This is a genomic window from Paenibacillus sp. P4_A9, from assembly GCF_056402415.1.
Genome location: NZ_JBFUHL010000018.1, coordinates 69,327 through 91,438, shown reverse-complemented (window position 1 = coordinate 91,438; position 22,112 = coordinate 69,327). Strand labels below are relative to the sequence as shown.

General features: G+C 45.6%; 19 protein-coding genes. 2 read left to right on the top strand and 17 right to left on the bottom strand.

The annotated features are described in order from the left end of the window. Positions 1-591, bottom strand: a 591-nt coding sequence (locus AC1DVJ_RS14635) for an RluA family pseudouridine synthase (RefSeq protein WP_477591839.1), incomplete at its 3' end; no start/stop codon positions are given. 264 nt (positions 592-855) lie between these two features. Between AC1DVJ_RS14635 and AC1DVJ_RS14630 the strand changes: the two genes are divergently transcribed. Then, positions 856-2,301: a phosphodiester glycosidase family protein gene (locus AC1DVJ_RS14630; RefSeq protein WP_477591837.1), complete on the top strand. Its 1,446-nt coding sequence runs from the start codon at positions 856-858 to the stop codon at positions 2,299-2,301. Positions 2,302-2,474: 173 nt separating this feature from the next. Here the strand turns inward: AC1DVJ_RS14630 and hemL are convergent, their stop codons facing one another. Beyond that, a complete protein-coding gene (gene hemL, locus AC1DVJ_RS14625; RefSeq protein WP_477591835.1) occupies positions 2,475-3,773 on the bottom strand; it encodes a glutamate-1-semialdehyde 2,1-aminomutase in 1,299 nt (432 codons plus the stop codon). 81 nt (positions 3,774-3,854) lie between these two features. Between hemL and AC1DVJ_RS14620 the strand changes: the two genes are divergently transcribed. Continuing rightward, complete coding sequence (locus AC1DVJ_RS14620; protein WP_477591833.1) at positions 3,855-4,514, top strand: Crp/Fnr family transcriptional regulator; 660 nt, start codon at positions 3,855-3,857, stop codon at positions 4,512-4,514. Here the strand turns inward: AC1DVJ_RS14620 and hemG are convergent, their stop codons facing one another. The 15 genes from hemG to lonB all read right to left on the bottom strand — a co-directional run bounded on the left by hemG (position 4,515) and on the right by lonB (position 22,004). Then, positions 4,515-5,978 (bottom strand): protoporphyrinogen oxidase, encoded by a 1,464-nt coding sequence (hemG, locus tag AC1DVJ_RS14615; protein ID WP_477591831.1) that lies wholly within the window; start codon positions 5,976-5,978, stop codon positions 4,515-4,517. Beyond that, entirely contained in the window at positions 5,975-6,922 is a 948-nt protein-coding gene (gene hemH, locus AC1DVJ_RS14610; RefSeq protein ID WP_477591829.1) for a ferrochelatase, read from the bottom strand. The genes hemG and hemH overlap by 4 nt, the downstream gene beginning before the upstream one ends. Before the next feature lies 1 nt (position 6,923). Continuing rightward, positions 6,924-7,988, bottom strand: a complete 1,065-nt coding sequence (gene hemE, locus AC1DVJ_RS14605) for a uroporphyrinogen decarboxylase (RefSeq protein WP_477591827.1) — start codon at positions 7,986-7,988, stop codon at positions 6,924-6,926. 159 nt (positions 7,989-8,147) lie between these two features. Then, the gene (gene hemB, locus AC1DVJ_RS14600; RefSeq protein ID WP_477591825.1) at positions 8,148-9,140 is read right to left on the bottom strand and encodes a porphobilinogen synthase; all 993 of its coding nucleotides are present in this window, start codon (positions 9,138-9,140) and stop codon (positions 8,148-8,150) included. Further along, positions 9,137-10,681, bottom strand: a complete 1,545-nt coding sequence (gene cobA / locus AC1DVJ_RS14595; protein ID WP_477591823.1) for a uroporphyrinogen-III C-methyltransferase — start codon at positions 10,679-10,681, stop codon at positions 9,137-9,139. Before cobA ends, hemB begins: the two co-directional genes overlap by 4 nt. A 5-nt stretch (positions 10,682-10,686) precedes the next feature. Then, positions 10,687-11,631, bottom strand: coding sequence for a hydroxymethylbilane synthase (hemC, locus tag AC1DVJ_RS14590; protein ID WP_477591821.1), 945 nt, complete (start codon positions 11,629-11,631; stop codon positions 10,687-10,689). A 116-nt stretch (positions 11,632-11,747) separates the two neighbouring features. Continuing rightward, positions 11,748-12,446 carry a precorrin-2 dehydrogenase/sirohydrochlorin ferrochelatase family protein gene (locus tag AC1DVJ_RS14585; protein WP_477591819.1) on the bottom strand — a complete coding sequence of 233 codons (699 nt, stop codon included), beginning with the start codon at positions 12,444-12,446 and terminating at the stop codon, positions 11,748-11,750. A gap of 29 nt (positions 12,447-12,475) precedes the next feature. Beyond that, on the bottom strand, positions 12,476-13,306 hold the full coding sequence (locus AC1DVJ_RS14580) for a cytochrome C assembly family protein (protein ID WP_477591817.1): 831 nt from the start codon (positions 13,304-13,306) through the stop codon (positions 12,476-12,478). Between the two features lie 32 nt (positions 13,307-13,338). After that, a complete protein-coding gene (gene hemA, locus AC1DVJ_RS14575) occupies positions 13,339-14,742 on the bottom strand; it encodes a glutamyl-tRNA reductase (protein WP_477591815.1) in 1,404 nt (467 codons plus the stop codon). 154 nt (positions 14,743-14,896) lie between these two features. Next, positions 14,897-15,433: an S-adenosylmethionine decarboxylase gene (locus AC1DVJ_RS14570; protein ID WP_477591813.1), complete on the bottom strand. Its 537-nt coding sequence runs from the start codon at positions 15,431-15,433 to the stop codon at positions 14,897-14,899. Between the two features lie 119 nt (positions 15,434-15,552). After that, complete coding sequence (speD, locus tag AC1DVJ_RS14565) at positions 15,553-15,960, bottom strand: adenosylmethionine decarboxylase (RefSeq protein WP_477591812.1); 408 nt, start codon at positions 15,958-15,960, stop codon at positions 15,553-15,555. A 309-nt stretch (positions 15,961-16,269) separates the two neighbouring features. Beyond that, entirely contained in the window at positions 16,270-16,857 is a 588-nt protein-coding gene (locus AC1DVJ_RS14560) for a non-ribosomal peptide synthetase module (protein ID WP_477591810.1), read from the bottom strand. 245 nt (positions 16,858-17,102) lie between these two features. Next, positions 17,103-17,753, bottom strand: coding sequence for a ribosome biogenesis GTP-binding protein YihA/YsxC (gene yihA, locus AC1DVJ_RS14555; RefSeq protein WP_477591808.1), 651 nt, complete (start codon positions 17,751-17,753; stop codon positions 17,103-17,105). Positions 17,754-17,770: 17 nt separating this feature from the next. Next, positions 17,771-20,122, bottom strand: a complete 2,352-nt coding sequence (gene lon, locus AC1DVJ_RS14550; protein ID WP_477591806.1) for an endopeptidase La — start codon at positions 20,120-20,122, stop codon at positions 17,771-17,773. A gap of 163 nt (positions 20,123-20,285) precedes the next feature. Beyond that, complete coding sequence (lonB, locus tag AC1DVJ_RS14545) at positions 20,286-22,004, bottom strand: ATP-dependent protease LonB (protein ID WP_477591804.1); 1,719 nt, start codon at positions 22,002-22,004, stop codon at positions 20,286-20,288. Between the last annotated feature and the right edge of the window lie 108 nt (positions 22,005-22,112).

Genomic DNA, 22,112 nt, shown 5'->3' with positions numbered 1-22,112 from the left:
GGGTGCCACTCTTCGCTTACCTGGCTGATGGCGATCCTTGCCGATCGGTTCATCGATCCATCCTTCCTTCTCTTTGAAAATTCCTTGAGCCAGCGCTACATAGCGTCTATCAATTTGCTTCTCTCGCATAGCTTCATCCAAGAGGACATGCGCCCACTCATTTTTGGCATACAGAACAACGCCCGTCGTATCTTGGTCTAAGCGATGAATATGGCGAATTTCACAGGCTTGTCCAGTCTCTTCATAATAGTAAGCTACTGCGTTAGCAAGCGTCCCTCCTTGGCCGACTTCTGCCGGATGGACAGACTTACCAGCTGGTTTATTCACGACTAGAGTGAACTCATCCTCGAATAGAACGTCTAATGGGTAAGATTCAGGTTTAAACGCCGCCTTTTCCTGAGGAAAAACCTTTAATCGAATCGTACTGCCTTCAACACGAATTAGCCCCTGTGAAGCTAAGCGCAGAAAAAATTTGCGAGGTACAGGCAGGAACGCCGATAATTCTTCGACAGCACCCGGCTTAAGCGGTTTCCAATGCTCATTTGGAAGTGGCAGCTCCAACCATTCGCCATTACGAGACCACTTGATCATGATTCTATGCCTTTACGAAATGATAGGAAGATTGCTAGCAGAACAAGTAGAAATACAAAAACAATCGCCATGAGGTCGATCGGAAAATCAAAAAAGTAATAACGTTTCATAAAAGAACGATCTCCTTAAGAAAGAGGGATTATGTACACTTTATTTTAACAATTACCATTACCATTTGCATGCAAAAATATGATACTATTAGTCTTGTATTATTTTTTTTCGACAATTTCTATCAATTTATTAATAGAGCAGGAGAGGTTTACCTTGGGTAGTTCAATTGCAAATCATTTTCGAAATTATAGTTGGCTGAAGCGGACTTTACTTGTTATAGCAGTATGTACATTTCTAAGTTCTAGCTTTTTATTTCTTACCCCGCCAGGGACATTCATTCGTGAGTATTTGGCTAAAACAGTCATTACCACACAGCATCGTGATTGGGCTTGGATCTTTGTAGGTGCTGGGCGACGAGATCAGATGGTTCTTGAAATGCAGAATTTAACTGAAGTCAACTCCATCGAAAAACAAGATCTTGAGGCTGTACAATTTAATACAAATCGCCCTATCGAAAGCCTAGTTAAGGTAGAAGACATTTCAGGCACCCTATGGAAGGGTAAACGGATGTATGTATATGACCCACGTTCCATTCGTGTTGTCGTTCCTGCTAAACAAGGTGAAGGAGAACGAATTACATCCATGGTTCAGAGAACGGGAGCCGTTGCTGGCGTGAATGGTGGAGGATTCAACGATCCTGACGGCCTTGGAAACGGATTTGCCCCAATCGGTGCTATTATGTCCGGTGGTGAAATACTTTATACCGACCAAGAAGGAAGCAACCCGCAACAAATCGTCGGTTTTACTAAAGAAGGAACACTCATTATCGGTAAGTATACGATCAACGATCTATTGAAACTCGGCGTATCCGAAGCGGTTTCCTTCTACCCGCGTGTCATCGCGAACGGTAAACCGCTCATTACAAGCGGTGATGGCGGATGGGGACGTGCACCGCGTACCGCGGTTGGCCAAAAAGCAGACGGTACGGTTATCTTTATCGTCATTGATGGCCGTCAAACTTCAAGTGTTGGAGCTACACTGAAAGAAGTTCAGGATCTATTCTTAGAAGACGACGTCATCAACGCTGGATTCCTTGATGGCGGAGCATCTTCCGAAATGGTTTATAATAATGCGCTCATTACCAAACCATCTAGCCGTTATGGCGAGCGACGTTTACCTTCAGCTTTCTTAGTGTTCGATCATCCTGAGAAAGTTGACGTAAAGAACGTGTGGGCTGGTTTGACTACGATTGATGCAGGTGGTGCTTCTACACACCCTGAATTCTTGAAAGAACAAGCAGAACTGAGAGCACAAGGGAAATTACCAACACCAACGCCAAAAGCAACGCCTACACCATCTGCTAAGCCAGAAAATACGACCGAAGCAGGTAAAGTTGGCGGATCTTCATCACCTTCGAGTACGGATTCTTCGAAACCGAATTCGACCGACAAGCCGTCAACCGGTACACCAACAAATTCGACAAGCCCTACACCAACACCTACACCAACGTCAGGTAATGGTAGCACACCGGGTAGCAGCGCGAAGCCGTCATCAACACCGTCGCCATCAGTACCGAGTGCCACACCTAAGCCAACAACCAATGGAACAGGGTCATCAGTACCTACGGTTACTCCATCTCCAACGGTTAAACCAAATTGAGAAAAACTTCTATCGAAGTCATTCGAGGATGTGCGACCGCGTTTTAAAGGTTGTTTTTATCGCCAATAAGAATTTGTACTTCCGAGTATCGGAAACTAATAAATTCTTATGTGGTAAAAATTAAGGGCTGCTCTCACGTAGAGATTCTACGGAGGGCAGCCCTTTTCTCATTCTTATAGACGTTTCAACGCTTCGCGATGCGCACCAATCGTCGTTTCAATATCCTCATCGGTATGAACAGTCGAAACAAACATCCCTTCAAACTGTGAAGGTGCAACGGAAACACCCAAATCCAGTAGATGACCGAAGTAGGAATTAAATCGGCCAAGATCGGATGTTTTTGCCGTGTCATAGTTCGTCACAGCCGTCTCCGTGAAAAATGGACAAACCATCGAACCTACACGATTGATCGTGCTGGCAATACCGAACTCAGCAGCATTCGCTGCGAAGCCCGCTTCCAGTCTTGCCGACTTGCGTTCCAGCTCCTCATATACATTCGGCTCGCCTAGTAAGGACAATGTTGCAAAGCCCGCCGCCATAGCAAGCGGGTTGCCAGATAATGTACCTGCTTGGTATATCGGACCTGCTGGGGCAATCTGTTCCATGATGTCCAAGCGACCGCCATATGCGCCTACAGGCAGCCCACCGCCGATAACTTTGCCTAGACATGTTAAATCAGGCGTTACACCGTATAAACCCTGTGCGCAGTTTTTATGTACACGGAAACCAGTCATAACCTCATCGAAAATTAGCAAAGAGCCATATTGCTTGGTAATGTCACGAAGACCTTGCAAGAAGCCTGCCGCGGGAGGAACAACACCCATATTCCCTGCAATAGGTTCCACAATAAGCGCGGCGATTTCTTCACCAAACTTTTCAAAAGCCAGCTTCACTGATTCCAAATCATTATAAGGAACCGTAATCGTATTCGCAGCCACACTGCTCGGAACACCTGGACTGTCCGGTAATCCAAGCGTCGCAACGCCTGATCCAGCCTTGATCAGTAAGGCGTCTGCATGCCCGTGATAGCTTCCTTCGAATTTCATAATCTTGTCGCGCTTCGTAAATCCACGAGCCAATCGCAATGCACTCATGGTCGCTTCTGTACCGGAATTGACCATCCGAACCATATCGATAGACGGTACACGCTCAATTACAAGCTTCGCCATCTCTGTTTCCAACAGCGTCGGAGCTCCAAAGCTTGTCCCTTTGATTGCTGTAGCCTGAATCGCTTCCAAAACAGTCGGATGTGCATGACCCACGATGAGTGGTCCCCATGAACCTACATAATCAATAAAGGTATTCCCATCAATATCCGTTACCCGCGAGCCAGATCCACTCTCCATGAATAAAGGTGTTAAGCCCACCGATTTAAACGCGCGAACTGGACTGTTCACACCTCCAGGAATCAGCTTTCTTGATTCTTGAAAAGCTGCTGCTGAGCGTTTGTCGATTCTGCTCGAATTTCCCATTATTTAGCCCCCAATAACGTGATCTTGTGATAAAATGAGGTCATACCTTAACCAAGAACTACCACAAAGGCGGTACAACCTATGCTAGAGCTTATCAAAAAAGTTCCTTTATTCGCCCAATTAAATGAGCATCAATTGAACGCCGTTGTTCAAATATGTACAAGACGCACTTATAAAACGGGTACCATCCTATTTTCAGAAAAAGAAGTAGGTTCTGTTTTCTACATGGTGCTTAGCGGCTCCGTTAAGATCTACACGACAAGCAACTCAGGTGAGGAGAAAATTTTGTCGATCTGCAAAACCAGCGAAAGTTTCGGCGAGCTTTCCCTCATTGATGGAAAACCTCGTTCTGCATCTGCTCAAACCTTAGAAGAATGCGTACTGCTAACGATAACTGACCAGAGCTTCCTTGACTTGCTCCGTACTCATTTTGACATTAGCTTAGGTATCATGCAAGAACTTAGCAATCGTCTGCGCGATACGAATCAACAAGTCCATGATCTGACCTTTCTAGATGCGAGAACACGCGTCATCAAGAGCTTGATCAAGATGGCTAATTCGCACGGATTACGAAAAGGAACCTCGATTATCATTAAGCTTGTCCTGAACTATGATGAAATTTCACAGCTAGCTAGTGTTCAGAAATCAACGCTCATGCAGGTCATTCGTGATCTCGAAGAGAAGCAAATTCTGACGATATCCTCTTCTGAATTCACGCTGGATCTGACCAAGCTGCGGTAATCAGCTTACTATGACATCCTGCTTCTTCTGTGCAAGGGTGAGCTCGGCTAGCTGATTCGCCGCCTCTTTTCCTTGCCTTATACAATCGGGCAGTCCTACGCCATGAAATCCTGCACCTGTGACGAGAACTCGCGGCATTGCTGCCGTTAGTTCTTTTTTGAAATGAGCAATCTCCTCTAAATGACCAACGGGGTATTGCGGCATAGAATGCATCAACCTCGTCACTTCAGCGAATCCTGGTTCAGCCGTAATCCCAAGTAGATCCTTCATATCATGACGTGCTTTACTTATTAATTGTTCATCGGACCATGCCGGCCAATCTTGCTCGCCAGAACGACCTATATAACAGCGCAGCAGCACCTTGCCTTCAGGCGCAGTATGCAGCCACTTGGCTGAGGTTAAGGTACAGGCCGTAATGGTATATCCTTCATGCTTAGGAACAAGGAAACCGGAGGCATCTAGTTCAAACGGGATATCTTTACGTTCGAAAGTCATGATCACATTGGCTACGGATATATAGTCAATCTTCGCCAGCTTGCTTGCTGCCGGAAGCTCCGAAAGCAGCTTAGCCGCTTGATACGTAGGCGTCGTCACAATGATCCCGTCAACGATCTCACGATGACCGTCATCAAATGTAACCTCTGTTTGTCCATCCGCTATTTTACGCACGGAGTTAATACCAACACTCGCACGTAAATCCACCGTACTTAAAGCGTCTACTAAACCATTCACTAACGATTGCAACCCTCGCTTAAACGTCACAAACACCGAATTACGAACGGCCGCGGGCAAATGCGCGCTTTCCTCGGTCACATTTTTGCGACTCGCCATCATCCCCAGAATTAAGCTGCGGTTCTTCTGCTCCATAGCCCGAAATTGCGGGAATGTGGACTTCAAGCTCAGCTTATACGTATCTCCCGCATAAATCCCTGCAAGCAGCGGCTCAACAATGCGTTCAAGCACTTCCTTGCCTAATCTGCGCTCAAGAAAATGTCCAAGCGACTCATCTTCGGCAATCTCTCGCTTCGGCAAGATTAGATCCATGGCAGCTCGCAGCTTGCCCATTGGTGAAATAAGGCCTGTCTTCATAAAAGGTGTCATTTGTGTCGGAATCCCTAGGACCAAGCCAGGAGGCATGCGGTGCAGCTTTCTCCCACGAACAATGAAGGTTTTCTTGGCTTTCGGATTCGTACCCGTCAGCTCGTTCTCCATGCCAAGATCATAAGCCAAATCAATAATGGGACGTTTACGCGCAAGGAAGGAATCTGGACCCTTTTCGATAACAAAACCGTCACGCTCGATGGTATGAATTTTCCCGCCGAAAGACGGTGATTTCTCCACAACCGAAATGCGGAAGGGGGCACCTCCGCCATCCATCTCCAACCGCTTTTTCAAATAAAAAGCAGCGCTTAGCCCAGTAATACCCCCGCCTATAATCATATAATGAGGCACTTGAGTACTCATCTTGAACTCGCTGTCTCTTGCCATTTCTTGTATACAACATCACTTAATGTTTCCATGTAAAGGGGATCGGTATTGAGCGACTCCGTCCTCTCCAAATGTACGCCGAGCTCTTTCGCCAACGCTTGCGCTTCGATATCGATATCATAAAGAACCTCTAAATGATCGGAAACGAAACCGATTGGACAAAGTAGAATCTGATCCACACTTTCTTCTTGCTTGATCGTGCGCATGACGTCCAGAATGTCCGGACCTAACCAAGGCATAGCCGTCTGTCCCGCACTCTGCCAACCAAACTGCCAATTCGTAAGACCGACGCGTTCAGCAATTGCTTTGGACGTAGCCAGCAATTGATCCGGGTACGGATCCTTCATCTCCAGAATTTTCTCTGGCAAGCTGTGTGCTGTAAAGATAACTCGCACGTTATCACGATCCGCTTCCGCAAATTTCCCCAAAGCGTTCTCTACACGAGTTTGCAAGGCATCCAACAGTTTCGCATGCAGATGATAATCCAGAACGAAAGTCATGTTAAGACCAAGCGAGTCCGCTTTATCCTTCGCTCTCTTCACATATCCACCGACACTCATCGTCGAGTAGTGTGGCGCTAGAACGATCCCTACGGCCTCTGTGATGCCATCCTTGACCATCTGTTCAACGCCGTCTTCTACATAGGGCTGAGCGTGCTTAAGGCCTTGGTAACAGACGAATTCAAGCTCAGGGTGCTCTTGACGCAACACAGCTTCAAGTCCCTTCACTTGTTTATTCGTATTTTCACGCAGCGGGAAGAAGCCGCCAACAATGGCCTCGTAGCGCGTCGTTAATTCATGTAATTGCTCAGGCGTCGGCGGATGCCCCCGTCTGATATGTGTATAGTACGCTTCAACTTGATCCAAGCTTTCCGGCGTACCATAAGACATGACTAATACGCCAATGCGCGTTTTGCTCACGTTAAACACCACTCTTTTCTGCTTGCTGGGTTAAAACGGAATGAGAATAGCTATGAATAAACGTCGTTAATTCTTTCAATTTCTCTAGCGATGCTTCTGGGAATAGGCCATGTCCTAGGTTGAAAATAAACCCTGGCTGCTTCATCCCATCATCCATGATCGCTTTCGCTTGCGCTTCAATCACACTCATCGGCGCAGTTAGAATATACGGATCCAGGTTTCCTTGAACCGCATAGCGGTTCTGAAGTCTTTCACGACCAACGGAGATCGGTACCCGCCAATCCAGACCAATCACATCCGCTTGAATCGTCGTCAGATACGGAAGCAATTCACCCGAGCTAACGCCTGGGAAATAAATTTTCGGTTCTTTCAAATCGGACAGCTCTTTGAAGATTCTCATCATCGTAGGCCGTACATAGACGTCGAAATCGGCTGGAGAGAGTGCACCCACCCAGCTATCGAATACTTGCACGGCTTTCGCTCCATTGGCGATATGCGCACGTAGATACGTGATTACCATATCCCCAAGCTTATCCATTAACGCGAACCAGACTGTTGGCTCCGAATACATCATTTGCTTCGTACGAATATAGCTCTTCGAAGGTCTTCCTTCGATCAAATAGCTGGCAATTGTAAAAGGAGCACCCGCAAACGAAATCAACGGAACTTCCAATTCCTTGTCTAAAATACGAATCGTTTGTAGAATGTGGGACAAGTCCTTCTCCACATCAATAGGACGAAGATGTTCCACATCTTGAGCCGTACGAACCGGCGTATGTATGACAGGACCGATATCTTTGACAATATCAAAATCAACACCAAGAGATGCCACGGGATTCATGATATCCGAATACAAAATAGCAGCATCTACGCCAAGCTTTTTGATCGGCATCATTGTCACTTCAGCTGCAAGTTCTGGTTGCTGACAAATTTCGAGCAAGGAGTACTTTTCCTTGATCTTACGGTAGTCTGGGTCGTAGCGACCTGCTTGACGCATATACCACACGGGCAGCGTGTCTACCTGTTCTTTCCGGCATGCTTTAATAAAATTATCGTTATAACTCATGAGGCACCTTCCTCTTGTTTCCATCTATTCACATCCATTATGCCCTAATTATACCCCTCTCACAACCAAGGTAAGCTTATCTATTGCGACAAAAGTATGACAAAAAGAACCACCGAACTCTGTTTTAGATCACAGAGGACAAATGGTTCTCGTTCCAGCTTATTTTTGTAGGTATCTTGCGATATCTTTAGCAAAATACGTTAGGATAATATCGGCTCCTGCACGTTTGAAGCTCATCATGGTCTCCATCACAATCGCTTCTTCATTCACCCAACCTTGCTGCGCCGCAGCCTTCACCATGGCGTATTCTGCGCTCACATTGTAAGCGACAACAGGCAAGTCAAAGTTATCCTTCAGCATCCGTATAATATCCATGTAAGCGAGCGCTGGCTTCACCATGAGGAAATCAGCTCCCTCGACGACGTCGCTTGCCGCTTCACGAAGGGCTTCACGGCTGTTAGCCGGATCCATTTGATACGTTTTACGATCGCCGAACTGCGGTGTGGAATGCGCAGCATCACGGAAAGGACCGTAGTAGGCTGAAGCATATTTGACGGAATAGGCCATGATCGGCGTGTTCTCGTATCCAGCCTCATCAAGTCCAGAACGAATGGCTTGCACATAGCCATCCATCATGTTAGAAGGAGCAATAATATCAGCACCTGCTTTGGCTTGCGAAACGGCTGTACGAACGAGAAGCTCCAATGAAGGATCGTTAGCTACATCCGCTTGCCCTGTAATCGGGTGGTGATGAATGACACCGCAATGACCCGTATCAGTGAATTGACATAAGCACGTATCTGCGATAATTAGCAAGTTAGGGTTTATCTCTTTAATAAAACGTGTAGCTTGCTGAACGATGCCGTCGTCCATAAAAGCGGATGTTCCTGTTGCATCTTTATAATCAGGTACGCCAAACAAGAGAATCGCTTGAATGCCTAGCTGCGTAATTTCATCAATCTCCTCTTTCAAGCGGTCTAGCGAGAAATGATACACACCAGGCATCGATGCTATCTCTGACTTTACATTGGTGCCGTGAGTAACGAATATCGGTTGAACAACATCGTTAACTGTAACTTGATTCTCACGTACAAGATTGCGAATGGCTGTATTTCCGCGCAAGCGGCGGTTACGAACGATTGGAAAACTCATGATGGATTTCCGCCTCCTTGAATCATGCTTTGTACCAAAGAAGCAACGGTCGCTTCTTCAGCCATATATGTAATCGACAGACCTGCTTGAACAACGGTTTCTCCCGTTTTGGGACCAATAACTGCGATCTCCACGCCTTGCAGCAACGATAACGGATCTTCCATACCGAGTTGCTTCAAAGCTTCGAGTAAATTCGTAACGGTAGATGAGCTTGTAAAAGTTATGATATGAATGCTTTGATTTTGTAAAAGGTGAATGATCTCGTCTCCGTCATCGGTGGTCAGCACATTCTCGTACACATCCACTTCCGTAACTTCGAGCCCTAGCTCCTTCAGTTTAGAAGGCAAATAATCGCGTGCAAGATCGGCCGTCGGCAATAATACCTTCTGACCAGCGTTCAAATCCCCTTTAATGGCATCTAAGATGCCTTCCCCCGTATATTTAGTTGGAAGTACGTCGGCAATAATACCTCGCTCTGCGAGTGCTTCTGCTGTCTTAGGACCCACAGCGGCAATACGCGCGTTCCCCATTCTACGAACATCAATGCCTTTCTCACGCAATCTGCGGAAGAAGAACTCGACGCCATTCCCACTCGTAAAAAGAATCCAGTTAAATTCCTGCAAATGATCTAGTGCTTGGTCTAGCGCAAGTTGTGCTTCGGGGCGACTCGGCGGTTGCAAGCGAATCACAGGGAACTCAACGGGCTCTCCACCGAGATCATCGATGAGATCCACAAGCTCACTTGCTTGGCTTCGAGCTCTCGTAACGAGTACTCGCTTACCAAAGAGCGGTTTCTTCTCAATCCAAGCGAGCTTTTCACGGAGTTTAACTACCTCACCAACAATAATAACAGCAGGGGATTTGAAGTTCGCTTCCCGCACTTTTTCTGTAATATCTGCAAGTGTTCCTGTAATGGTCGCTTGATCAGCCCAAGTTCCCCATCTGACTAGCGCAACCGGCATTTCTGGCGGCTTACCGCAACGAATCAATTCACGGCATATTTGCTCTAGATTGGCAACACCCATGAGGAATACCATCGTGCCAATCGCTTTGGCTAGGTGTTCCCAGTTCAGACTGGAATACGTTTTATTCGGGTATTCATGACCCGTAACTATTGCAACAGATGATGTGAAATCACGATGCGTGACAGGAATTCCCGCGTAAGCTGGAACAGCGATCGACGAAGTAATTCCCGGGATGATATCGTAGGTAATGCCGTTATCAACTAGAAGCTCAGCTTCTTCCCCAACACGTCCGAACACACTAGGATCTCCGCCTTTAAGTCTTGTTACGATTTTCCCTTGTAAAGCCAAATCTACGAGTAATTGATTGATTTCTTCTTGTTTTAGTACATGTTTATCTGGGAGCTTACCAACAAAGATGAGTTCTGCTTCTGGTCTACGATGCTTTAATAAGCGTGGATTGGCGAGACGATCGTAGACGATAACGTCCGCTTTCTGGATCGCTTCCATGCCACGAACCGAGATAAGCTTAGGATCTCCAGGACCCGCTCCAACAAGAAAAACTCTTCCTTTGTTCACAGCTATCACTCCCTCACCTCAGCTAGAATCTTTTCAGCTCCTTGTGCGATGAGCATCGAAGCAACAAGTTCCCCTAACGCTTCCGGATCGTTACCGGAAGCTGTTTCCTTGAGCATGGTCACGCCATCCGGCGTACCTACCATGCCTGTGAGGGTCAGCAGCGAGGCGTCCCCGCTGCTCGTTTCGTTCACGCTCGCGTATGCGCCGAGCGGCACCTGGCAGCCTCCGTTGAGTCTGCCGAGGAAAGCCCGCTCCGCTCGCACCGCGAGCGCCGTTGGCTCATGCTGGAACTTGCCCAGCAAGTCCAGCACGAACGTGTCGTTGCCGCGGCACTCGATGCACAGCGCTCCCTGCCCTACGGCAGGGAGGCATAGCTCCGGCGGCAAGTACGCGCTGATGCGATCTTGCCAGCCGATCCGGTGCAAACCGGCAGCGGCAAGCATAATCGCATCGAAGTTCTCTTCTTCGAGCTTACGCAGCCTCGAATCAATGTTGCCCCGGATCGACTCGATCCGGAGGTCCGGGCGGTAGTGCTGCAGCTGGCTAGCACGGCGCAGCGAGCTTGTGCCGACGAGCGCGCCCTGTGGCAGCTCGTCCAAAGAGCTGTAGCCGCGCGTGATCAGTGCATCGCGCGCATCTTCGCGCTTGGGAATCGCGCCTACAACAAGACCTTCGGGTAGCTCGAAGGGCATGTCCTTCATGCTATGAACGGCGATATCAATCTCGCCGTCTGTCAACGCCTGTTCAATTTCCTTAACGAACAGGCCCTTGCCTCCGACTTTGGATAACGTGACGTCCAGAATACGATCGCCTTTCGTTACAATTTTCTTAATTTCAAATTGACATTCAATGCCATGCTCTTTCGCAAGTTGCTTTAAGAGCTCCACGGCTTGTCCCGTTTGAGTCAGTGCCAAGGCACTCTGTCTTGTCCCTACTATAATCGTTTTCATTCGTCTCCGCCTCCTAAACGTGCTGCCTACAATAAACGACTACACCGTCCTTCTTGGACTTGTCGAAGTGTTTATCCAAAAATATAAGCATTGTATGTCGTGAAACATATACTCGCTTATATTTCAATCTCATTGATGAAAGACCAAGAAGGCAGTTCATTCTCTACCTGCTCTTGCGTTTGCATCCAAGCGGCGCTCTGTAATGCTATGTCAAACTTCTGTTTCCAGTCTTCAAACGTCCCATCACGGATCAACCGTATGAGATCCCATGCCAACATTTCTTTAAAAAGGTTCTGTCTAGCTTCTTTATCCTTCACATGGTTCTGAATCATCAAGCGAGTTTCGCTGAGAAAATCCAGATAGATTTCATACTCATCGCCGTAAGTCTTGTCGATCTCTTTGGCAATTTTGCGTGCTGCTGATGGACTAGCGCCCCCTGTCGAGACCGTAATCACCAGCTTGCCCCGTCGTACAACGGAAGGTAAAATAAACGAACTCATCTCGGGTTTATCGACAATATTGACGAGTGTATCATAAATATTCGCATCCTGTGCAATCTGCCTATTTACATGAGCCGCATTCGTTGCCGCGATAACCAACGCATAGCGTGCCTCGCCCTGAGCCTTCCATATCGCTGGGTCATAGGGCTGCTTCTTGAGGATCACGTCAGCGTGATGCTCAAGCTCCAGGATGCCAGTCGTGTATTCCGGACTGACTAGCGTCACTTCTGCACCTGCCTGAAGCAACGAGCGTAATTTCCGTTCTGCAATCGGACCCCCGCCGACAATAAGGCACCGGCGTCCAGCTAAATTCATCATAATCGGATACGGATAATGCCAACCATTTAGCTCCATATCCAACCATGAAAATCAGAAACCAAATTTGAAACAACGAAATTCAACACAACAATACAGAAGGCTGCTAAGTTCCACATAGCTAGCTTATTGCCCGAAATCCGCATGGATTTATGTTGAAATAAGTAAAACGCGTAGGCTGCTAATACAAAAAAGGAATTAATTACTTTGGCATCATAAAGTAGATTGCGATCTCCTTCAAGCACAACCCAAACTACGCCAAGACTTAAAGCCATTAGAAGTAGCGGCCCCCCGATAATGACCGACAAATAGGTATAATGCTCGATTTTTTCAAGGGACGGGAGTCTCATAACAGCCTGAGAGAAATTTTTGGTCTTTAACCTTTTATGTAAAAATACGTACATGCCTGAAAAGATAGCGGCAATCGAAAATGCGGCATAGCTGCCAATCGCTAATGAAATATGAATGAATAATAGCTCATCATTGATGTCCCAATCGGATTTGATCGGCATGACATTTGGGTTTCCGAATATATTGAGTGCGAGAATTGCAAAGCCGAGTACATTCACAAAGAACACAAACAATTCAATTCGGAAAAAGCGGTTAATAATCAACGAAATCGTTACAATTAGCCACGAAAACATGAACAGGACATCTGACCGTCCGAAAGCCCACTCCGTCAAATGACCATACATACTGATAGCCAAGTAAGCGGTTTGCAAAACCCATACAAACAAAAGCAGCCCCGTCCCCATCCGTTTCGCGCTTCGGCTCGCATTCGCGAAATCCGAAAAGTAAAACAGTAGGCTCAGGGCATACATATAAATCATCGCATCAAACAACCAGCTACGTGTTACCATGGCACCTCTCCTAGGCGGTTAGCGCCTCTTTATCAAGATGGGGCTAGAACATCCGTGTTTTGTAAACCACGAACGGACAACTTCTCATCCAGCGTTTGTTTACTTTCCACTTTGTTAAAGCCAGACTCTAGCTCTTGTGCTATTTGATCTGCCTGTTCTTGTTGTTTAAGCGTATCTTCTAATGCGAAAAGCTTCGTAAAAATTTCAAGGGCATCATCGCCATGACGCTCTCCCGCCATTTCTTTGATCCGTAGAATCGGATCACGCAACACTTGATTCACAATGCTTTTCGTTAATTTGCGAATGATCTTTATTTCACGTTCATCTAGATCAGTCAGCTTATTCAGCATGTTTTCCATGGTTTCTTCGTGTATCTGATTCGCTTTCGTTTGCAGAGCACTAATCAGTGGGCTAACACCTAGTGTCTTCGTCCATTGCTCAAAGGCGGCAATTTCCGAAATGATCATGATCTCAATCTTAGCCGCTTCTTTCTTTCTCTCCTGCAAATGCTTATCGACGATATGCTCCAAATCATCAATATCGTAGAGGAACACATTAGGCAAGCCGCTAATTTGAGGATCCAGATCGCGCGGTACCGCGATATCCATCATGAAGAGCGGACGTGATTTTCTCTTTTGCACATAAGACTGAATATCGTTCTTAGTCAGAACATACCCTGGCGCACCAGTCGAGCTAATGATGATGTCCACCTCAGGTAAATACGTAGGCATTTCCTCTAGGGTACTAGCCACACCGTTGAATTTACCGGCTAAGTCCAAAGCCCTTTCCAACGTGCGATTCACAACGATAACTTTGTTCGCGCCATTCGCATACAAATGCTTCACGGTTAACTCACTCATTTTACCAGCACCAATAATCATGATGGTCTTGTTCACATAGCTTCCGAAAATCCGCTTTCCGAGTTCTACGGCTGCATAGCTAATCGAGACTGGATTATTGCTGATGCCCGTCTCTGAGTGTGCTTTCTTAGCAAGTGTAATCGCCTGTTTAAACAATGTGTTGAAATAAGATCCTGTAGCTTTCAATTGTTGGGACGCTAAAAAAGCATCCCGCACTTGACCAAGGATCTGAGTTTCCCCAATGACCATCGAGTCAAGCCCAGTTGTTACACGGAACAAATGCTCAATGGCTTTTTCATTTTCATACGTATATAAATGCTTCTGGAACTGATCCTTCGTCACTTGAAACCAACGCTCAATAAAATGAGTCAAGTAATGACTGCACAGCTGAGGCCGATCCACGACAGCATAAATTTCGGTGCGATTGCAGGTGGCAACAATGACACATTCTAAAATGCTCTTCGTCTCTTTCAATTCAGCGATTGCCATCGGTAAATCTTGATCTGAGAACGCAAACTTCTCACGAATTTCCACCGGGGCTGTCCGATAATTCAAGCCGACCGCGATAATATGCATTGTTACCACCTACCTTTCTTACTATTTATAGACCATTATAGCACAGCAAAACACGCAATCCGACAAAATTTTTGAATAAATTATGAATGCTTTGGTACTGTTCGTTAGTTTTAACAGCTCTGTGTTCCTCTATACCTAAGGCAGCAAGAATACCCTATTGAAGCCCTTTTTTTCTTAAAAAGACCGTCAGATCGCGATCCAGTTTTGATAACTCCGCATTCTGAGATGAAATGATATCTCCGTTAGACGCCATCATTTTCTCATAGGCCTCATACATGTTGCCAAATTGCTTCTGGGTTTCCTTCAGCGTTTGGGTCTCATCAGCCTTCAAGGCTCTAGATCCCCCAAGCTGCAACCTCTGAATGTATTGACTTAATTGCGTCATGAAGCTGAGGGAAGTCAACTCATCACTTCCTCCTGCCGCTAGGATCAGACGTTCATGTGTGTATTCTGCTGAATACAGCGCTTGCTTCACCGGATCCAGTTCATTCGTATTTTTACTCTGAAAGGCTTCTTCTAAGCTGCTATTCAATATCTCCATTTGAAATAAGGATACTTGGAACAATAAATGTGTGGCATCATGATCTTCCTTATGATGACCTAACATTTGGCTAAGTTGATAAATAGGCCAAATGATCAGAAAGAGTACAACGACATACAAAACCGTTTTTCTTATTAACTTTTGCTTCAAGCTTCTTCCCCCACTCCAAATGAATTGGACATGTATCACCAATATCATTGTATGGGTATCTGAACAAACAAATAACCACGGATTTCTCCGTGGTTATCGTTATGGTAAGGTGCAGAATTTTATTTAACAAGCTCTGCTTGCTTTATTTCAGGAGTTTCTACTTGTAATTCACCCATTCCGCGAACAAGCTTCTTCGCATAGAACGTTTCTGGTTTTAGTACGGATACCATAAAGTCGATTGCTAATTGAGGGTCGACTGTCTCACCGCATGTATAACAATCAAGTGCGGCAAAACCTCTCTCAGGATAAGTATGAATGGAGAGATGACTCTCGGACAACATTACAAGAACTGTTGCTCCTTGTGGTTCGAATTGCTTGGATTGTACAGATAAAACAGTTGCTCCACATATTTCGGCAGCTTCAACCATCTGAGCTTGCAGCCATTCTGCATTGTTCAGAAGTTCAAAATCTACCCCCCAAGTATCAACAGCAACGTGTCTTCCGAAAGTTGAGTATTCTGTTTCCATCTTTCGGTTCCCCCTTCCTAGGAATAAAATGTGTGAAAAAAATTTCATCCGCTAGGACCTACGTCATTCACTTCCCGAGGGTATAATCTCTCGCAACATTCAATGTCCTGAGTGAATCCTGGTTCCTATATTGTTTCAACGAGAATAAAAATAACATCTATCGACGATAAATGCAATACTTTTTTTTGCCACAACGTCATCTGTCACACTGACGCCATATCTAAATTATGTCGTTAAGCCATCGCGTGTGCGTCAAAACAAAAAGAGACCCAAAAATGGGTCTCCATTAATTTTTTCATGTATGGGTGATTATGCCTCCAAAACGAACAAACGATGTGTAAGTTCATTGAGGCGAATGTCGATTTCTTCGAGTTCATTCTTTGCCTGCAGCATGTTGCGCATATCAAGAAGATGATTGATTTGATCGTAGATCATTTCAATTTCTTGCTCAACTTCTCGCTTCTGGAACATCATCTGCATGAGACCAATGGTATCTTTGTGTTCATAAACAATCGTTAATAGTTGACCTTTGATTTCCTCGATCTTCACAACTGTTCCGCGTTCATAATAATAAACCATTGTATAGCTTGGGTAAATCCGGTTGACCTTTGCGCTGCCTTTGAATTCCGATACTGCTTTTCGCATTAAATTCGCTAATAAGGTATTACTTAATCTGCAGGATCCTGTGCATTCATATAGGCCCGATTTCTTTTCAAATGAAAGGACGATTTCTTGACCTTCGCCATCTTGAAAAACAACCTCTTGATTTCCGTTTTCCAAAACTTTGACTTGCAGGGTCACTTGATGATCCACAAACATTTGAAAAAACTTCAACATATCGGCTTCTGTTAACTGGAGGCAGGTTTTGACATATTCAGTCGCTAACCTTTGTGCCATAAAAATCCCTCGATTCTTTGTTTTCAAGCCATTAACTATTACCTTGTTTATTATTATACTACATGACCCGCGAATATTCCTGCCCGCAATTCATGATAATCAGCCAAATATTCTGAAAAAAGCTTGATAAACTGGAATGCCATCAAATTTCCCCCAGTTTACCTCGCTTTCCCGTATGCTTCTTTTTGATTTCCTCTATCTTTTAAAGCTATTCGCACATTTACGCAAAAAAAACCGCCCTATGACTAGGACGGTTGCGGATCGGTTACAGCGACTGTTTGTTCTTCGTCGGTTTGAGGCACCGGCTCGCCATAAGCTATCGCTTGCTCTAGAATTCCCCACAGTTCATCTTTGCCAAGCCCGAGCTCGGAAGAGAACATAAGCGGCTGAACMCCTTTATCCATCCCTAATGTTTCACGCACAATTTTTAAGTGCTTTGGCCATCTGCTTTTGGGGATCTTGTCCGCTTTGGTTGCAACAACAAGCACAGGTACATCCATGTGGCGAAGCCATTCGTACATCGCTTGATCATCTTTGGATGGCGGATGTCTGAGATCGACTAACTGCATCACAAGGCGCAGAGGCTCACGATTCAATAAATAGCTTTCAATGAATTTGCCCCATTGCTCACGCTTGGTTTTGGATACCTTCGCGTAGCCATATCCAGGAAGATCAACGAAATATAAGTCCTGATTAATTTTATAATAGTTAAGAGTTTGCGTTTTGCCCGGTTGTGAACTGGTTCTAGCTAAATTTTTACGAGAAATCAAACAGTTAATGAGTGACGATTTCCCGACATTAGAACGCCCTGCCAGCGCTATCTCTGGCAAGGCATCCTCTGGATATTGGCTAGGTCCAACCGCACTGATGATAAACTCAGCTTGATTGACTTTCATGAATGTTCAACTACTTTCTAAGTCGATCCGACGTTAACCGTCGGCTTATTTTTGATAAGTGCATGTTCCAGCACTTGATCCATATGGCTGACGGGGATGAAGGTCATCTCCGTGCGGACACTTTCTGGAATTTCAATGATGTCTTTCTCATTGTCCTGTGGAAGAAGGATCGTACGAATACCGGCGCGATGCGCGGCTAGTGCCTTTTCCTTCAAGCCCCCGATTGGTAGTACGCGGCCGCGAAGCGTGATCTCACCCGTCATCGCGACTAAGCGAGAGACTGGGATGTTGGTCAAAGCAGAAATTAACGCGGTTGCCATCGTAATACCGGCTGATGGACCATCCTTCGGAATTGCTCCTTCAGGAATGTGAATATGCACATCATTTTTCTCATGGAAATCAGATGCTATACCAAGGACCTCAGCTCGCGAACGTGTATAACTGAAAGCCGCTTGAGCCGATTCCTTCATAACATCCCCTAGCTTACCAGTTAAGGTTAACTTACCAGTGCCAGGCAAGACAGATACCTCGATGACAAGTGTATCTCCACCTACTTCTGTCCAAGCAAGACCGGTGACTGCACCTATCTGATCCTTCTCTTCAGCAACATTATATTTATACTTGACGGGACCTAAATAGTCGGTCAGGTTTTCTTCTGTTACATGAACAGGCGTTTCAGGGTCAGATACAATCTTTTTAGCTGCTTTACGATTCATACCTGCAACTTGCTGCTCTAGATTACGCACGCCTGCTTCTCGCGTATATTCGCGCACGATCTTCATCAAAGCGGCCTCATCAACGACAAGCTGCTCTTCTTCCAGACCATGGTCACGTTTCTGTTTAGGAAGTAAATACTTCTTGGCAATTTGGAGCTTCTCAATCTCCGTATAACCTGGAATATATAGAACCTCCATCCGATCTAACAGAGGACGAGGAATATTATGCACAGCATTGGCCGTGGTCACAAACATCACATTGGATAAATCAAAGGGTACTTCAATGAAATGATCACTAAAAGTGCTATTTTGTTCGGGATCCAGAACCTCAAGCAGGGCTGACGCAGGATCTCCGCGGAAATCCATTGCCATCTTGTCAATTTCGTCTAACAAGAAAACGGGATTATTCGCACCTGCATTCTTCATTCCTTGAATGATTCTACCAGGCATAGCGCCGACGTAAGTACGACGATGACCGCGAATTTCAGCTTCATCTCTTACGCCGCCAAGAGAGATACGTATGAATTGTCTTCCCATGGATCTAGCTATGGAACGTGCAATCGAGGTTTTACCTACCCCAGGAGGACCTACTAGACATAAGATTGGGCCCTTAAGCTTCTTAACCAGCTTCTGAACAGCTAAGTACTCCAGCACCCTTTCTTTCGGCTTCTCGAGACCAAAATGATCCTCATTTAGAATTTCTTCTGCTTTATCTAGGTCCAAATCGTCATCCGTCTGCTTGTGCCAAGGTAACCCCAACAACCAATCGATGTAATTGCGGATAATGCCGCCCTCTGCAGAGGTTGCAGGCATTTTCTCCAGTCGATCAATCTCTTTCTCAACCTTCTCGCGCACTTTATCTGGAAGCTCTGCTTCGGTAAGCTGATTACGTAGCTCATCAACCTCGCCAGCACGGCCTTCTTTATCCCCGAGCTCCTTCTGAATCGCCTTCATCTGCTCACGGAGATAATATTCCTTCTGTGTTTTCTCCATTTGCTTCTTCACACGCTGACTAATCTTGCGTTCGAGTTCAAGTACTTCTCGCTCATTGTTCAAAATATTAAGCATTTTCTCGAGCCGTTCACGTACATCAACGGTCTCAAGAATATCTTGTTTATCTTTGATTTTAAGCGATAAATGACTACAAATCACATCAGCCAAGCGACCAGGCTCATCGATATCTGATACCGCGGCCAGCGTTTCTGGCGTTACTTTTTTGGATAAATTGATATAATGCTCAAATTGACTTAGCACGCTTCTCATCAAAGCATCGATTTCAGGATCCGAAATTTCTTGCTCCGGTAATTCTTTTACCGTGACTTCGTAATACTCGTCATTCGTCAAATATTCAACGATTTCTGCACGTAATACGCCTTCTACTAGAACGCGAATCGTACCATTCGGTAACTTGAGCATTTGCCGCACTTTAGCAATGGTTCCAATGCGATAAATATCCTCTTTCGTTGGTTCTTCTATGTTGATCTCTGATTGAGAGCAGAGGAGAATCATGCTGTCATCCACCATTGCCCGCTCGAGTGCTTTAACCGATTTTTCTCGCCCTACATCCAGGTGTAGAACCATGCTCGGATAGACCAGCAGTCCCCTAAGAGGCAATAACGGCAATCTGCGCACCTTCATTTTTCCAGGCCCCATCCTCTGCACCTCCAAATAATAGGGATACTTGAACTAGTGTTCAAAGTGTCTCCTTGTCTATGTGGGATTTTCTCCCTGCGTTGCCCTTTACATTTTAACAAAACTCTAAACAAAACACCAATTGAGAGCTAACGTGAAATGTTAGATAACAAAAAGTCTCCCTTTAAGAGTCAATTGTATGCTGCGAATTCGCATGTAGAATGGGTAAAGTAGTAGCCGGAATGGTTCTTTCCATAGAGAAAGGTAATGGTATCACATTATCATGAAGCTCAATGCCTAGTGCTGCTGCAAGCACTTCCTCAATCGTATCTGCCGCGACAACTTCAACACCTGGTAAATCTACAAACAGCGCTTGCCAATTCTCCTTTGGAATAATAACTCGGGTTGCACCAGCTTGGAAAGCCGCCTCTACCTTAGCCACAACTCCGCCAACAGGCTTCACTTTCCCATGTATGCTCATTTCACCAGTCATCGCCAGCTTGTTGTCTACAGGTATTTTATGTATGGCAGAGGCAATCGCCGTCGCCATCGATATACCTGCGGATGGTCCGTCGATCGGCACACCGCCAGGAAAATTAATATGCAGATCATAATCTGACGTATTAAAACCCAACTTACGAAGAACAGTCAACACATTTTCCACAGAACCTCGGGCCATGCTTTTACGACGAATCGTCCGGGAACCTCCGCCCATTTCTTCCTCATCAACAACACCCGTAATATTGAATTTCCCTGTTCCAGCAACAGCAATGGGAATAGCAGTAACTTCAATCTCCAATAGTGTGCCCAAATTAGGGCCGTAGACAGCCAAGCCATTAACGAAGCCAATTTGCGGTTGAGCAGGCACTTTGCGCTCTGGTCTAGGCGGGATTTGGGATGAATTTACAACCCATTCAATGTCTGCAGCAGTTATCTCATCCCGCTTATCTGTTAAAGCGATACCCGCGGCCAATTGAATTACATTCACAGCCTCGCGACCATTCGTTGCATATTTGGTCACAACATTTACGGCATCTTCACATTTTTTGAAACCAATTTTATCAAGAGCTTTCCGTGCAATTTCTCCTACCTCACCCGGCAGAAGCGGTCGGAAGAAAATTTCTAAGCAGCGCGAACGAATTGCCGGAGGAATCTCGCTTGGTGTGCGAGTCGTCGCTCCAACTAAACGGAAATCAGCCGGTAGTCCGTTCTGAAATATATCGTGGATATATCCTGGAATATTTGCATCCTCAGAGCTGTAATACGCGCTCTCCAAGAACACCTTACGGTCTTCGAGCACCTTTAATAATTTGTTCATTTGCGTTGCGTGCAATTCACCAATTTCATCGATGAACAAGATTCCACCATGCGCCTTAGTTACAGCTCCCGGTTTAGGCTGAGGAATGCCGGCAACGCCCATGGCTCCGGCTCCTTGATAAATAGGATCATGCACGGAGCCAATCAACGGATCGGCAATACCTCGCTCATCAAATCGAGCTGTCGTAGCATCAATTTCTGTAAACTTGGAATCGGGTCTGAAAGGAGACTCATGATTTTTCTTAGCTTCTTCTAAAATGACGCGAGCTGCTGCAGTTTTGCCAACTCCTGGTGGGCCGTAAATAAGCACATGTTGAGGATTCGGACCACAAAGTGCCGCCTTCAGCGCCTTCAAACCTTCAATTTGGCCAACGATATCCTGCATATTAGAAGGTCTTGTTTTCTCCGATAAAGGTTTGGTTAATGAAATGGATCTCAATTTGCGTAGTTTTTCTAATTCTTTCCTAGACTCTCTATCCACTGCAGACTTGTTCGTCTGTTGATTTCGCAGCAAATTCCAGAAATACAACCCGATTACAACCGCAAAAAACACTTGAATAACCATTAGAATGATGCTTAAACTCATGTGTTGAACCTCCTTAAATACGCCATCTTCGCGCCATCTTCGATTATGTACATGTATCTCTAACCTATCTGCATTTGTTAATTTCCATTATTCCCGTGTAAAAGAAGG

Bases quoted from the DNA above. Each gene is read 5' to 3' on its own strand.
- AC1DVJ_RS14620 (WP_477591833.1), top strand. From the start codon at position 3,855: ATGCTAGAGCTTATCAAAAAAGTTCCTTTATTCGCCCAATTAAATGAG.
- hemG (WP_477591831.1), bottom strand. From the start codon at position 5,978: ATGAGTACTCAAGTGCCTCATTATATGATTATAGGCGGGGGTATTACT.
- lonB (WP_477591804.1), bottom strand. From the start codon at position 22,004: ATGAGTTTAAGCATCATTCTAATGGTTATTCAAGTGTTTTTTGCGGTT.
- AC1DVJ_RS14580 (WP_477591817.1), bottom strand. From the start codon at position 13,306: ATGGTAACACGTAGCTGGTTGTTTGATGCGATGATTTATATGTATGCC.
- hemB (WP_477591825.1), bottom strand. From the start codon at position 9,140: ATGAGTTTTCCAATCGTTCGTAACCGCCGCTTGCGCGGAAATACAGCC.
- hemL (WP_477591835.1), bottom strand. From the start codon at position 3,773: ATGGGAAATTCGAGCAGAATCGACAAACGCTCAGCAGCAGCTTTTCAA.
- speD (WP_477591812.1), bottom strand. From the start codon at position 15,960: ATGGAAACAGAATACTCAACTTTCGGAAGACACGTTGCTGTTGATACT.
- AC1DVJ_RS14560 (WP_477591810.1), bottom strand. From the start codon at position 16,857: ATGGCACAAAGGTTAGCGACTGAATATGTCAAAACCTGCCTCCAGTTA.
- hemE (WP_477591827.1), bottom strand. From the start codon at position 7,988: ATGAGTTATAACGATAATTTTATTAAAGCATGCCGGAAAGAACAGGTA.
- lon (WP_477591806.1), bottom strand. From the start codon at position 20,122: ATGGGGCCTGGAAAAATGAAGGTGCGCAGATTGCCGTTATTGCCTCTT.
- AC1DVJ_RS14585 (WP_477591819.1), bottom strand. From the start codon at position 12,446: ATGAATTTAGCTGGACGCCGGTGCCTTATTGTCGGCGGGGGTCCGATT.
- hemC (WP_477591821.1), bottom strand. From the start codon at position 11,631: ATGAAAACGATTATAGTAGGGACAAGACAGAGTGCCTTGGCACTGACT.
- hemA (WP_477591815.1), bottom strand. From the start codon at position 14,742: ATGCATATTATCGCGGTCGGCTTGAATTATCGGACAGCCCCGGTGGAA.